Origin of the sequence: Enterobacter cloacae complex sp. SYL003 (genome assembly GCF_049236925.1) — a bacterium.
Classification (GTDB): Bacteria; Pseudomonadota; Gammaproteobacteria; order Enterobacterales; family Enterobacteriaceae; genus Enterobacter; species Enterobacter intestinihominis.
Genome location: NZ_JBMKJK010000002.1, coordinates 362,085 through 374,494, shown reverse-complemented (window position 1 = coordinate 374,494; position 12,410 = coordinate 362,085). Strand labels below are relative to the sequence as shown.

The window sequence follows — 12,410 nt, the reverse complement described above, 5'->3', positions numbered from 1 at the left end:
GATAAATCGTGTCCGTCATCACACCTTTTGCCGGAGATAACCTGTCTTTCGTATAATTTGTACAAAAAAGAATCAAATCTTCCTGGTTCCGCAAAGTGGGTCTACAGTTAAGCTGGGGACGCGCAAGCCTGGGGGCGAAAATGGCGCTTTACACGATAGGTGAAGTGGCACTCCTGTGTGATATCAATCCCGTTACGCTACGGGCGTGGCAGCGACGGTATGGATTGCTTAAGCCGCAAAGAACGGACGGCGGGCACCGCCTGTTTAACGATGCGGATATTGACCGGATCCGCGAGATCAAAAGCTGGATCGACAATGGCGTACAGGTAGGCAAGGTGAAGTCGCTTCTGAGCCAGGACGATCCTGATACGCAGCATCTCTGGCGCGAGCAGCAGGAAACGCTGCTGAGGCTGTTGCAGACCGGCAATTTGCAGCGTCTGCGCGGCTGGATCAAAGAACAGGGTCGAGACTACCCCGCGCAAACCCTGATCACCCATCTTTTTATCCCCCTACGGCGTCGGCTTCAGTGTCAGCAAACCACCTTACAGGCACTGCTCAGCATGCTTGATGGCGTGCTCATTAACTATATTTCCGTCTGTCTTGCCTCAGCGCGGAATAAAAACAGCAAAGATGCGCTGGTGATCGGCTGGAACGTCCACGATACCACCCGGCTGTGGCTCGAAGCCTGGATTGCCACCCAGCAGGGCTGGCGCGTTGACGTGCTTGCACACTCCCTGGCACAGCTCAGGCCGGAACTGTTTGAGGGGCAGACGCTGCTGGTCTGGTGTGGCGAAGTCCCCTCCGCTTCCCAGCAGCAGCTCCTGACGGAATGGCGCGAACATGGTTATCCCGTTTACTCGCTGGGGCCAAATGCGTTGTAACGGCATTTAATGGTTCATTAACAGCTGCGCTTCACCGTATAATTGTTCCGTTAACAACAGGAGCACATGATGAAGGCAACGAAACTGGCCGTAATTACCCTTTTCGCACTGATGGCCGTCAGCGGTATCGGTGGCGTTATGCTTGCAGGTTACTCGTTTATTGTTCGCGGCGGTGTTGGCTGAGGTATCCGGCCAGGCGTTCAAACAGGCGATCCACCACAATCGCCGCCAGCGCAACCAGAACCGCCCCCTGAATAATATAGGCCGTGTTAAACCCGCTTAACCCGATAATGATCGGCGTCCCCAGCGTATTGACCCCGACCGTCGATGCGATGGTTGCCGTACCAATGTTGATGATCACGGACGTCCGCACACCGGCAATAATCACCGGTGCGGCCAGCGGCAGTTCAACCTTCAGTAGCCGCTGCCAGGCGCTCATTCCCATCCCTTCCGCTACGCTCAGCACCGATGCAGGCACCGCCGCAATGCCCGCCAGCGTCCCTTGCAGAATGGGCAACACGCCGTACAAGATCAGCGCAATGATGGCAGGCTCCTGCCCAAAACCGATCGCCGGCACGGCAATCGCCAGCACGGCCACCGGCGGGAAGGTCTGCCCCGTTGCGGCGATGGTCTCCACCAACGGACGGAACTCCCTGCCCGCAGGCCGCGTCACCGCAATACCGGCACCTGTGCCCAGCACGATGGCAATCACGCTTGACACCGCCACCAGCCAGAAGTGCGCCAGGGTGAGATTAACAAAGCTCTCCTGCTGGTACACCGGGCGCGGCAGCCCGGGAATAAGCACATTAAACAGCGCCGCGCTGTGCGGCATCAGGTAGAGTAAGGCGATAAACAGCCCTGTCAGCCAGAGTAACGGATCACGGACCCACTTCACGCGTCACCTCCCCCGCCAGCAGATCGCGAAAATGGATCGTCCCGCATGGTGTCCCCTGCCCGTCCGCAACGGGTAACACCTCACACTGCCGGGCGACAAACGCCGAAAGGGCATCGCGCAGGCTCATCCCGTCATGCAGCGGTTCACCACCGATTTGCGCATCCTGCGGACGCAGATAGTCCCTGACGGTGCGCAGCGAGAGCAGCCTGACACCCAGCTCGCTGCGGCCAAAGAACTCACGCACAAAATCGTTTGCCGGCGACGTTAACAGCTCAAGCGGCGTACCCTGCTGGACGACTTCGCCGTGATCCATCAGTACCAGACGATCGGCCAGCCGCAGTGCTTCGTCGATATCATGCGTCACCAGCACGATGGTGCGCCCGAGAATACGGTGGATGCGGCTCATCTCGGCCTGAAGTGCGCCGCGGGTGACCGGATCCAGCGCGCCGAAGGGCTCATCCATCAGCAGTACCTGCGGGTTAGCGGCCAGCGCGCGCGCCACCCCGACCCGCTGCTGTTGTCCGCCGGAAAGCTGGTGCGGGTAGCGGTCGCGAAGCGACGCGTCCAGGCCCAGCAGCGCCATCAACTCGTCGACACGCTCATTGATCTTCCCCCGGGACCATTTTTCCAGCTGTGGCACGGTGGCAATGTTCTGCGCCACCGTCCAGTGGGGAAACAGGCCGATGGACTGAATGGCGTAGCCCATACGCCGCCGCAGCTCCAGCACCGGCAGGCTGCGGATCTCCTCTCCGGCAAAGCGAATCGTCCCGCTGTCGTGCTCCACCAGCCGATTGATCATCTTCAGCGTCGTCGATTTTCCCGACCCCGACGTCCCGATCAATACCGAGAACGCCCCCTCGGCAAAATGCAGATTGAGATGGCTTGCCGCCGGACGGCCCGCAAAGGTTTTACTCACATCATGAAATTCAATCATTGGCTCTTCTCCTGAGCAGCGCGAGCCACAGGGCAAATAAGGCATCCAGCACGACCGCCAGCGCAATCGTGGGCACAACGCCCAGCAACACCAGATCCAGCGCGCTGCTGAGCAGCCCCTGGAACACCAGCGCCCCAAAGCCGCCCGCCCCGATCAGCGCGGCAATCACCGCCATCCCCACGGTTTGCACCGTCACCACCCGCAGGCTGCGAACCAGCAGCGGAAGCGCAAGCGGCAGCTGTATTTTCCAGAAACACTGGCGCGCACTCATCCCCATCGCATGGGCGCTTTCCAGCACGTCGGGCGGAACCTGGCTTAAGCCCGCCACCACGCCGCGCACCAGTGGCAGCAGCGCATACAACACAAGGGCAATCAGCGCCGGGGTCAGCCCGGTTCCGGCAATGCCTGCCGCGGCCAACGCAGGGAAGGATTTAACCAGACCGGCGAGGGGGGCAATCAGCAGGCCAAACAGGGCAACGGAGGGGATGGTCTGAATAACGTTGAGCACGGTAAAGACGGCACCCTGGCGGCTGGGATGTCGGTAGCACCACATGCCCAGCGGCACGCCCAGCAGCAGCGCCGGGACCAGCGTCCCGAACAGGATCGTCAGATGTTGCGCCAGTGCGTTGTCAAACACCTCCTGGCGGTTGACGTACTCTTTTAACAGCGAGAGTTGATTCAGATCGCCGCTGAAGAGGATCAGCAGGGGAATAACCCAGAATTGCGCGTTCAGCAGCCAGCGCCACACAGGTATCGGCGTCAGGCGGCGAATGGCATCGCTACAGGCCAGCAGGCAGAGTGCCAGCCACAGCCACAGGCCGCTGCCAATCGACGTGCGCGCCAGCGGGCTTTCAACCGAGGCCATCTGCGTTGCCGCCTGTCCTGCGCTCCAGAACAGTACGATAAACAGCGCTTCGCTGAGCAGAAGCGTCAGCCACAGCGCGGTTCGCCCCGGCCAGAAGGCTAAGACTACGGTACTCGCCAGCGCCGCGCCCAGCAGCAGCGGCGTAAATGCCCAGATCTGCCACAGCGCGCGCGGTTCGCCCGACACCAGACGGTTTGGCGCGACATTCACAAAAGGTAACGCGACCGCCACGATGGCCACACAGACCAACAGCAGCAGGACGCGGTTATGACATTTTATTGGCACAGCCTTATCCCGTTACTTCACAAGCCCTTGTTGTTTCAGGAAGTCGGCAGCCACTTTTTTGGCATCCAGCCCCTCTACGGCAATGCTGGCATTCAGCTGTTGCAGCGTTTTCGCATCCAGTTTTTCAAACACCGGTTTGAGCCAATCGTCGATATCCGGGTAGGCTTTCAGCACCGCCTCGCGCACGACCGGGGTTGGGGCGTAAATTGGCTGAACGCCTTTCGGGTCGGTCAGGGTTTGCAGACCAAGCGCCGCGACCGGGCCGTCGGTGCCGTAAGCCATCGCCGCGTTGACGCCGGAGGTTTTCTGCGCCGCCGCCTTAATGGTCACCGCCGTGTCGCCGCCCGCCAGAGAAAGTAGCTGTGCCTGATCGAGCTTGAAATCATAAGCTTTTTCAAACGCTGGCAGGGCATCAGCGCGCTCGATAAACTCTGCCGAGGCCGCGAGCTTAAACTCGCCCTTCTCTTTTAGGTAGCGGCTGAGATCGTCAAGCGAGGTGAGCTTGCCTTTCTCGGCGATATCTTTGCGCACCGCGATGGTCCAGGTGTTGTTGGCCGGTGCCGGTGTAAGCCAGACCAGCTTATTTTTTTCCGCGTCCAGCTTTTTGACTTTTTCGTACCCGGCTTTGGCATTTTTCCAGGCCGGATCGTTTTCATCCTTGAAGAAGAATGCCCCGTTGCCGGTGTATTCCGGGTAGATATCCAGCTCGCCGGAAGTGATAGCACCGCGCACGACAGGCGTAGTGCCAAGCTGCACTTTATTGACCGTTTTCACGCCGTGGCTTTCGAGCACCTGCAAAATGATATTGCCGAGCAACGCGCCCTCGGTATCAATTTTGGAACCCACCTTAACCGGCTCTGCGGCCTGTAACGGCAGGCTCAGCGCCACCAGAAGCACCGCCGACCCTGTTATCCCCTTAATAATCGTCATTCTGCTTTCCTCATTATTTTGTGGCCTTTTTCATAGGCTTGAGAGAAAAGCGTAGCTTAAAACAGTGAATTTAACCGTTTTTCGTACCAGATGAGAGGCATCCCCCGCCAGGCGGGGGATGGGGAGGAAGGTAAGATTATTGGAGTTCGAACTCGGCTTTGTTCACGCGGGCGGAATCCACGCCGATGAAGACGTTGAATTTGCCAGGCTCGGCATCGTATTTCATCTGCTGATTCCAGAACTTCAGCGCATTTACGTCAATCGGGAAGCTGACCGTTTTGGTTTCGCCCGGTTTCAGGTTGACCTTCTCGAAGCCGCGCAGCTGTTTCACCGGACGGCTCATGGAGGCCGTGACATCCTGAACGTACATCTGGATCACCGTCGCGCCTTCGCGTTTGCCGCTGTTGGTCACTTCCACGCTGGCGGTCACTTTGCCGTCACGCTTCAGGGTCGGCGCCGACATTTTCACGTCAGAGACCTTAAACGTGGTGTAGCTCAGGCCATAGCCAAACGGATAGAGCGGGCCGTTAGCCTCGTCGAAGTAACGGGACGTGTACTTGTTCGGCTTGTCGGCGTTGTACGGACGACCGGTGTTCAGGTGGCTGTAGTAAACCGGGATCTGCCCGACGGAGCGCGGGAAGGACATCGGCAGCTTGCCGGACGGGTTGTAATCGCCAAACAGCACGTCGGCAATGGCGTTACCGCCTTCGGTACCGGCGAACCAGGTTTCCAGAATGGCGTCAGCCTGCTGGTCTTCTTTCACCAGCGCCAGCGGACGCCCGTTCATCAGCACCAGCACCAGCGGCTTGCCGGTGGCTTTCAGGGCCGCGATCAGGTCACGCTGGCTTTGTGGGATAGTGATGTCGGTCCGGCTGGAGGCTTCGTGCGCCATCCCCTGCGCTTCACCTACCACGGCGACCACCACGTCGGACTGCTTCGCGGCGTTAACCGCTTCGTCGATCATCTCTTTCGGCGTGCGTGGATCCACCTTCACCGCTTCCTCGTACTGGTTGAGGAAGGTCACGATGTCTTTATCGTCGGTGACGTTTGCGCCTTTGGCGTAAACCACTTTTGCATTATCACCCACGGCGCTCTTAATGCCTGTCAGCACGGTAACGGACTGATCCGCCACGCCTGCGGCGGACCAGCTGCCCATGACGTCACGCTTGCTGTCGGCCAGCGGACCGACCACGGCAATGGTGCCGGATTTTTTCAGCGGCAGCGTGTCGAGACGGTTTTTCAGCAGTACCAGGCTTTCGCGCGCCACTTCGCGGGCTTCTTTGCGGTGCAGGCGGCTTTCAGCATTGGTGTCCGCCGGATCAGATTCCTTCGGCCCCAGATGGCTGTAAGGATCGTTAAACAGCCCCATGTCATATTTCACGTTCAGCACGTGGCGAGCGGCATCGTCCAGCTCCGCCATCGTCACCTTGCCGCTCTTCACCAGCCCCGGCAGGTATTTGCTGTAGTATTCGTCGCTCATGCTCATGTTGATGCCGGACTTGAGCGCCACGCGTACCGCATCTTCCGGGTCAGACGCTGTGCCGTGCTTTATCAGCTCTTTAATCGCCCCGTGATCCGAAACGGTGATGCCCTTGAAGCCCCACTGGTCGCGCAGCACATCTTTCAGCAGCCACGAATCGGAGGTGGCAGGCGTGCCGTTGAGAGAGTTCAATGCCACCATCACCGCGCCGCTGCCCGCGTCCAGCCCCGCTTTGTACGGCGGCATATAGTCGTTAAACAGGCGCTGCGGGCTCATGTCCACGGTGTTGTACTCTTTGCCGCCTTCCACCGCGCCATAGGCGGCGAAGTGCTTGACGCTGGTCATCACCGAGTAACGATCTGCCGGACTTTTGCCCTGCATCGCTTCCACCATGGTTTTGCCCATCGTGGCGGTTAACCAAGTATCTTCCCCAAAGCCCTCCGAAGCACGGCCCCAGCGCGGATCGCGGGAGACGTCTACCATCGGCGCCCAGGTCATGTTCAGGCCGTCGTCTGCGGCTTCATATGCCGATACGCGCCCGACGGTTTTCACCGCATCGAGGTTAAAGGAGGAGGCTAAGCCGAGGCTAATCGGGAAGACGGTACGCTGGCCGTGCACCACGTCGTAGGCGAAGAACAGCGGAATTTTCAGGCGGCTCAGTTCCATCACCTGATCCTGCATTTTGCGGATATCCTGGCGGGTAACGGTGTTAAAAATGGCTCCTACCTGCCCGTCTTTGATCATCTCGCGAATGGCTTCTTTCGGGTTATCCGGGCCGACGCTTATCAGGCGCAGCTGGCCGATTTTCTCATCGACCGTCATCTTTTTGAGTAAATCCGTGACAAAGGTGTCGCGGGCTTCAGGCGTGAGCGGGTGATTACCAAACAAATCCTCTGCCAGCGCAGGTTGCAGCGCCAGGCTGACGGCGACACCTACATAACATAGCCATTTCATGTTGTTATTCTCTCTCATCAATAACCGCGGGAAGCACCCGGCCAGACCGTGCGAAAAGCGCAGTGTGCCACAAAGCCTGAAAACCTTGCAGGGTTATTCTCTGATTTTTCTCATGAATACCCGACCGCTCAACGGCTAATCGCGCTATGCTTTACAGCGAGAAATTTGCCCCACCACAAGGAGTGGAAGATGTCTTCTGTTCGAACTAACGATAACACTACTTTTATTAACGAACTGTCGCGCCTGGTTGGTCACTCTCACCTGCTTACCGACCCGGCCAAAACCGCCCGCTACCGTAAGGGCTTTCGCTCCGGCCAGGGCGACGCGCTGGCGGTGGTCTTCCCCGGTACGTTGCTCGAACTGTGGCGCGTGCTCAGCGCCTGCGTTGCGGCAGACAAGATTATTTTAATGCAGGCTGCTAACACCGGCCTGACTGAAGGCTCCACGCCGAACGGCAACGATTACGATCGTGACATCGTGATTATCAGCACCCTGCGCCTCGACAAACTGCACCTGCTGGACAAGGGTGAACAGGTACTCGCCTTCCCCGGCACCACGCTCTACTCGCTGGAAAAGGCGCTTAAGCCGCTGGGTCGCGAACCGCACTCGGTGATCGGCTCTTCGTGCATTGGTGCCTCGGTGATCGGCGGGATCTGCAATAACTCCGGCGGCTCGCTGGTGCAGCGCGGCCCGGCCTACACAGAGATGTCGCTGTTTGCCCGTATCGATGAAAACGGCAAGCTGACGCTGGTTAACCATTTGGGGATCGATCTGGGTGTAACGCCAGAGCAGATCCTCAGCAAACTTGACGATGACCGCGTGAAGGACGAAGACGTTCAGCACGATGGCCGTCACGCGCATGACCACGATTACATCACCCGCGTGCGCGATATCAATGCCGATACGCCAGCGCGCTATAACGCCGATCCGGATCGCCTGTTTGAATCCTCCGGCTGCGCGGGCAAGCTGGCCGTTTTTGCGGTGCGCCTCGATACCTTCCCGGCAGAGAAAAAGCAGCAGGTGTTTTACATTGGCACCAATCAGCCGGAGGTGCTGACGGAGATCCGCCGTCATATTCTGGCCGAGTTCACTCACCTGCCGGTGGCGGGCGAGTATATGCACCGGGACATTTATGACATCGCTGAGCGCTACGGCAAAGATACCTTCCTGATGATCGACAAGCTCGGCACCGACAAAATGCCGTTCTTCTTCACCATGAAGGGCCGCACCGACGCGATGCTGGAGAAAGTGTCGCTGTTCAAACCGCACTTCACCGACCGCTTTATGCAGAAACTGGGCAACGCCTTCCCGGCGCATTTACCGGAGCGGATGAAGACCTGGCGCGATAAGTATGAGCACCACCTGCTGCTGAAAATGGCCGGGGACGGAATTGCCGAAGCGCAGAGCTGGCTCACCGAGTTCTTCAAAACTGCCGACGGGGATTTCTTCGCCTGCACGCCGGAAGAAGGCAGCAAAGCCTTCCTGCACCGCTTCGCCGCGGCGGGTGCGGCTATCCGTTATCAGGCTGTGCATTCCGAAGAGGTAGAGGATATTCTGGCGCTGGATATTGCCCTGCGTCGCAACGATACCGAGTGGTTTGAACATCTGCCGCCGGAGATTGACAGCAAGCTGGTACACAAGCTCTATTACGGCCACTTCATGTGCTATGTCTTCCACCAGGATTACATCGTCAAAAAAGGGGTGGATGCGCATGCGTTGAAAGAGCAGATGCTGGCGTTGCTGCACGAGCGTGGCGCGCAATATCCTGCCGAGCACAACGTGGGGCATTTGTACAAAGCGCCGGAGACGCTTAAACAGTTTTATCGCAAAAATGACCCTACAAACAGTATGAACCCCGGCATTGGTAAGACAACGCGGAAGAAATACTGGAAAGAGAGTGCCGAAACAGAGAAGCAAAATACGCAAGCCTCTGATGAACGCCTATAGCCAAATTTAAGAGATTGTTAAGCTCTCCTCAATCGTACTAGAGTATCTGCCTGTTGCCAGAGAAACGTTTCTCTGGCTTTCCAAACAAGGAGCGGGCAGAACATGTCGGCTGTAGAGATTTTACCCGAAACTGAAATCGAGGTGCGCGACGCCCTTCCTGACGATGCACATGCCATCTCGGCGATATACGCCTGGCATGTGCTTCATGGCCGTGCGTCCTTCGAGGAAGTTCCCCCCACCGTCGATGAGATGCGTCAGCGGATGAAGAGTGTGACCGACAGCGGTTTACCGTGGCTGGTTGCGCTGTATCGCGGCATTGTCGTCGGCTACTGCTACGCCACGTTTTATCGTCCACGTCAGGCCTACCGGTACACCCTTGAGGAATCCATCTATGTGGATGCCAGCACCACCGGGCGCGGGTTTGGCTCGGCGCTGATGGATGCCCTGATTGCACGGTGTGAGCAAGGTCCCTGGCGGCAGATGATTGCTGTGGTCGGTGACGGAAACAATAATGCGGGATCGTTACGGCTGCATAAAAAACATGGCTTCGAGGTTGTCGGTCAACTGCGCAGCGTGGGGTATAAGAAGGGCGACTGGCGGGATACGTTGATCATGCAGCGTCCACTCAACGATGGTGACTGGACGCTGCCGGAGTAGGCGCTTTCGCCCGGTGGCGCTCCGCTTACCGGGCCTACGTATCGGGGCCGCTTTAGGGCCGTAGGCCGGGTAAGGCGAAGCCGCCACCCGGCACAGACAGGCGACTCAGTCGTTCTGCGCCGTCGCCATCTGTTCCGCTTTCTGCTTTTTATACGCCAGCGCTGAAGCCGGCACCGGTTGCACTTTCCCGGTTTCAATCCAGGTGCGCAGGCGGCTGGCATCCGCAAAGTGGGTATATTTGCCGAAGGCATCCATCACCACCAGCGCCACTGGTTTACCGTTAAACACGGTGCGCATCACCAGGCAGTGCCCTGCCGCATTGGTGAATCCGGTCTTGGTTAACTGAATATTCCAGTTATCGCGATACACCAGATGGTTAGTGTTGCGGAACGGCAGCGTATACGCCGGGTTCGAGAATGTCGCCATCTCCTCACGCGTGGTGCTGAGCTGACCAATCAGCGGGTATTGCTTACTGGCGATCAGCAGCTTGGTTAAATCACGCGCCGTCGAGACGTTATGGATCGACAGACCGGTTGGCTCCACGAAATGGGTATTTTTCATCCCCAGCGCTTTGGCTTTGGCATTCATCGCGCGGATAAACGCGTCGTAACCGCCAGGATAATGGTGGGCAAGGCTCGCCGCCGCGCGGTTCTCTGAGGACATCAGCGCCAACAGCAGCATATTTTTACGGCTGATTTCACTGTTCAGACGCACGCGAGAGTAGATCCCTTTCATCTCTGGCGTGTGGCTGATATCCACTTTTAGCTTTTCGTCCAGCGGCAGTCGTGCATCAAGCACCACCATCGCGGTCATGACTTTGGTTATGGAAGCGATCGGGCGCACCAGATCCGGGTGACTGGCGTAGATCACCTTGTTGGTATTCAGGTCAACGATCATCGCGCTGCCGGACGCAATCTGGGGTTGCGCAGCAGCGGTGGCAACTGCGGGCGTTTTGGCGATGGCTGGCGCGGTAGCGGAGACGCCCAACAGTAGCGCAAGACTAAGGAGTGACACTCGAAATTTCAGCATGATGAGACTTCTGATAATGATTCACGCACGTTATGACGTACACCGCCTGTGTCGACGGATAAACACAGGCTGGCTTCGGCATCATAGCGGTCACCGTGCGTTGTCGCCAGCGGAGAATCATAACCAGATGCTGCATTGCTGGCATTTACGCCAGCAATGCAGGGGACTTAAAAGAGACGGTATCCATAACCCCAAAGAATAACTGTCAGGGCCAGTAGCGCCTCAAGGACCAGCACGCCGATGGCAAGCGTAGAGCTGGAGAAGCTCAGGCCCTCTTCTTTATTGATGTTGAGGAAGGTTGGCACTCCTACATACAGCAGATAACCGGTGTAAAAGAGGGCAACCGTACCGATCAGCGCGCACAGCCAGACCAGTGGATAGAGCGCAACAATACCGCTTAAGAACAGCGGGGTCGCGACGTATCCGGCGAAGACCATACAGTGTGCCAGCGACGGGCGCTGCGGATAGTTGCGCGCCATCCAGTGGATGACCCGCCCCATTACCGCCACCCCGGCCAGCATCAGGCCATAAAACAGAATGGCCAGGTACAGTCCGGTAAACCAGGAAAGCTGAACCACGGTGCCATCACCAAAGTTCCAGCCTATTTGCGTAGTACCAATAAACGCGCAGACCACCGGCACCGCTGCCATCAGCAGGACGTGGTGGGTGTAGTGATGCGCGACCGTTTCGTTCTCGTTACGGATGACCTGCATTTCACGATCGGGATGGGAGAAAAGTCCCCAGACATGGTTCATAACGCCCCCTTGTTGTCGGCCCGTCAGCGATAGCTAAAGTATAATGCAGGCTTTAGATTATTTTATGTACAGTGGGAAATTTCCGTTGATTGCCGCGTGGTTGATGGATGGGGTATATGATTAACGCAGGCACAGTAAGGGAGACGACATTTACTTAATGGATATCAACGGTCTTATTGAACAATATGGATACGCCGCGCTGGTCATCGGCAGCGTGGCAGAGGGTGAAACCATCACGCTGCTGGGCGGAGTGGCCGCACATCAGGGATTGCTGAAATTCCCGCTGGTGGTCGCCGCCGTCGCACTGGGCGGTATGATTGGCGACCAGCTGCTCTACTTTCTGGGTCTGCGCTTTGGTCCGACGCTTTTACAACGTTTTGCTAAGCATCAAAAGAAAATTCGTCGTGCTCAGCGGCTTATCCAGCGGCATCCCTATATGTTTGTGATTGGCACCCGCTTTATGTATGGCTTTCGCATCATTGGGCCAATACTGATTGGCGCGAGCCGCTTACCGCCGAAAATTTTCCTGCCGCTGAACATTATCGGGGCGATTGCCTGGGCGCTGATTTTTACCACGCTTGGCTACGTGGGTGGCGAAATGATAGGCCCGTGGCTGCATAATCTCGATCAGCATCTTAAACACTGGGCCTGGCTGATCCTGGTTGTTGCGGTGGTGATTGGGGTACGGCTGTGGCTCAAGCATCGTGAAAAGCGGCGGGATGAAGAGTGAGTGCGGCCTGCTGCCCCTCACCCTACCCCTCTCCCCAAAGGGGAGAGGGAACTCTATACACCCTCTCC

The 12,410-nt window shown here is 57.8% G+C and carries 12 protein-coding genes; 5 read left to right on the top strand and 7 right to left on the bottom strand.

Annotated features, from left to right (window positions below):
* The first annotated feature begins 140 nt into the window (after nt 1-140).
* Complete coding sequence (gene mlrA / locus ACOT1A_RS04310; RefSeq protein ID WP_022648677.1) at nt 141-881, top strand: HTH-type transcriptional regulator MlrA; 741 nt, start codon at nt 141-143, stop codon at nt 879-881.
* A gap of 69 nt (nt 882-950) precedes the next feature.
* Nucleotides 951-1,064 carry a protein YohO gene (locus ACOT1A_RS04305; protein ID WP_022648678.1) on the top strand — a complete coding sequence of 38 codons (114 nt, stop codon included), beginning with the start codon at nt 951-953 and terminating at the stop codon, nt 1,062-1,064.
* Here the strand turns inward: ACOT1A_RS04305 and ACOT1A_RS04300 are convergent.
* The 5 genes from ACOT1A_RS04300 to bglX all read right to left on the bottom strand — a co-directional run bounded on the left by ACOT1A_RS04300 (nt 1,039) and on the right by bglX (nt 7,224).
* Nucleotides 1,039-1,776, bottom strand: coding sequence for an ABC transporter permease (locus ACOT1A_RS04300; protein ID WP_276169864.1), 738 nt, complete (start codon nt 1,774-1,776; stop codon nt 1,039-1,041). The two genes, ACOT1A_RS04305 and ACOT1A_RS04300, sit on opposite strands and share 26 nt — an antisense overlap.
* Nucleotides 1,760-2,710, bottom strand: a complete 951-nt coding sequence (locus ACOT1A_RS04295) for an ABC transporter ATP-binding protein (RefSeq protein ID WP_022648680.1) — start codon at nt 2,708-2,710, stop codon at nt 1,760-1,762. Before ACOT1A_RS04295 ends, ACOT1A_RS04300 begins: the two co-directional genes overlap by 17 nt.
* Complete coding sequence (locus ACOT1A_RS04290; RefSeq protein ID WP_023300579.1) at nt 2,703-3,860, bottom strand: ABC transporter permease; 1,158 nt, start codon at nt 3,858-3,860, stop codon at nt 2,703-2,705. The genes ACOT1A_RS04295 and ACOT1A_RS04290 overlap by 8 nt, the downstream gene beginning before the upstream one ends.
* 12 nt (nt 3,861-3,872) lie before the next feature.
* Entirely contained in the window at nt 3,873-4,790 is a 918-nt protein-coding gene (gene osmF, locus ACOT1A_RS04285; protein ID WP_048965838.1) for a glycine betaine ABC transporter substrate-binding protein OsmF, read from the bottom strand.
* Between the two features lie 136 nt (nt 4,791-4,926).
* On the bottom strand, nt 4,927-7,224 hold the full coding sequence (gene bglX / locus ACOT1A_RS04280; protein ID WP_048965839.1) for a beta-glucosidase BglX: 2,298 nt from the start codon (nt 7,222-7,224) through the stop codon (nt 4,927-4,929).
* A 189-nt stretch (nt 7,225-7,413) separates the two neighbouring features.
* On the opposite strand from bglX, the gene dld reads away from it, so the two are divergent.
* Together dld and ACOT1A_RS04270 are read left to right on the top strand one after the other, a co-directional pair.
* Nucleotides 7,414-9,171 carry a D-lactate dehydrogenase gene (gene dld, locus ACOT1A_RS04275; protein WP_038416416.1) on the top strand — a complete coding sequence of 586 codons (1,758 nt, stop codon included), beginning with the start codon at nt 7,414-7,416 and terminating at the stop codon, nt 9,169-9,171.
* A 102-nt stretch (nt 9,172-9,273) separates the two neighbouring features.
* Nucleotides 9,274-9,828, top strand: a complete 555-nt coding sequence (locus tag ACOT1A_RS04270; protein ID WP_022648685.1) for a GNAT family N-acetyltransferase — start codon at nt 9,274-9,276, stop codon at nt 9,826-9,828.
* 105 nt (nt 9,829-9,933) lie between these two features.
* On the opposite strand, the gene pbpG is transcribed toward ACOT1A_RS04270, so the two are convergent.
* The gene (gene pbpG, locus ACOT1A_RS04265; protein ID WP_006811291.1) at nt 9,934-10,857 is read right to left on the bottom strand and encodes a D-alanyl-D-alanine endopeptidase; all 924 of its coding nucleotides are present in this window, start codon (nt 10,855-10,857) and stop codon (nt 9,934-9,936) included.
* A 167-nt stretch (nt 10,858-11,024) separates the two neighbouring features.
* The gene (locus tag ACOT1A_RS04260) at nt 11,025-11,612 is read right to left on the bottom strand and encodes a Yip1 family protein (RefSeq protein ID WP_003859296.1); all 588 of its coding nucleotides are present in this window, start codon (nt 11,610-11,612) and stop codon (nt 11,025-11,027) included.
* 157 nt (nt 11,613-11,769) lie between these two features.
* Between ACOT1A_RS04260 and ACOT1A_RS04255 the strand changes: the two genes are divergently transcribed.
* Complete coding sequence (locus ACOT1A_RS04255; RefSeq protein WP_276169865.1) at nt 11,770-12,342, top strand: DedA family protein; 573 nt, start codon at nt 11,770-11,772, stop codon at nt 12,340-12,342.
* Nucleotides 12,343-12,410 lie beyond the last annotated feature (68 nt).

Coding starts and splice junctions, on each gene's coding strand:
- mlrA (WP_022648677.1), top strand. CDS start 141: ATGGCGCTTTACACGATAGGTGAAGTGGCACTCCTGTGTGATATCAAT.
- ACOT1A_RS04305 (WP_022648678.1), top strand. CDS start 951: ATGAAGGCAACGAAACTGGCCGTAATTACCCTTTTCGCACTGATGGCC.
- ACOT1A_RS04295 (WP_022648680.1), bottom strand. CDS start 2,710: ATGATTGAATTTCATGATGTGAGTAAAACCTTTGCGGGCCGTCCGGCG.
- osmF (WP_048965838.1), bottom strand. CDS start 4,790: ATGACGATTATTAAGGGGATAACAGGGTCGGCGGTGCTTCTGGTGGCG.
- bglX (WP_048965839.1), bottom strand. CDS start 7,224: ATGAAATGGCTATGTTATGTAGGTGTCGCCGTCAGCCTGGCGCTGCAA.
- dld (WP_038416416.1), top strand. CDS start 7,414: ATGTCTTCTGTTCGAACTAACGATAACACTACTTTTATTAACGAACTG.
- ACOT1A_RS04270 (WP_022648685.1), top strand. CDS start 9,274: ATGTCGGCTGTAGAGATTTTACCCGAAACTGAAATCGAGGTGCGCGAC.
- pbpG (WP_006811291.1), bottom strand. CDS start 10,857: ATGCTGAAATTTCGAGTGTCACTCCTTAGTCTTGCGCTACTGTTGGGC.
- ACOT1A_RS04260 (WP_003859296.1), bottom strand. CDS start 11,612: ATGAACCATGTCTGGGGACTTTTCTCCCATCCCGATCGTGAAATGCAG.
- ACOT1A_RS04255 (WP_276169865.1), top strand. CDS start 11,770: ATGGATATCAACGGTCTTATTGAACAATATGGATACGCCGCGCTGGTC.